The organism is Psychrobacter sp. 1U2 (assembly GCF_051847575.1).
In genome coordinates, this window is sequence record NZ_JBPYDC010001175.1 from 1 (window position 1) to 679 (window position 679).

Annotated in this window: 1 pseudogene; it reads right to left on the reverse strand. The window is 44.6% G+C overall.

Going from position 1 to position 679, the window contains the following annotated elements:
• Positions 1–576, reverse strand: a pseudogene (locus tag ACS8FD_RS21040) (NADP-dependent oxidoreductase); the annotation flags it as partial.
• Positions 577–679 lie beyond the last annotated feature (103 nt).

Sequence of the window (679 nt, forward strand, 5' to 3'; positions counted from 1 at the left end):
GTCGCATTTTTCTTTACCGCCTGCGATACCAACGGTACGGGTACCATATTGATTACCCACTTGACCAACCGTTGCACCAACGGGGCCAGTTGCAGCAGCAACGACCAGCGTCTCACCTTTTTGTGGTTTACCAATATCTGTCAAACCCATGTAACCAGTAAAGCCTGGCATACCGAGTACGCCTAAACCATAAGAGGGGTTTGGCATATCCTTGTCTAGTTTCAGCACACCCTCGCCATCACTGACGCTGTAATCCTGCCAGCCTGCGTTTGCAACAACCAAATCACCGACGGCAAATTTATCAAGGTTAGATTCAACGACTTGAGCAACGGTTGCACCCATAATGACATCACCAACCTCTAATGGGTCAGCATAGCTTTTGGCATCACTCATACGTCCGCGCATGTACGGGTCTAATGATAAATAGACAGTACGTAGCAACATCTCATTGTCATTTGGCGTTGGGATATCGCTGGTTGTCATGTCAAAGTTTTCAGCTTTTGGTTCGCCGTGAGGGCGACTGGCCAATTTAATTTGACGGTTTGTTTCTTGGTTTTGCTGTTTATCAAAGCTCATTTTAATAATCCTTATTTTATTTATTGGTTTAAAGTTTTTAAGCGGCACTGGTTAACGAACGCTCTAAGATACGACGTGATACTTCTAAATCATTGTTACCATG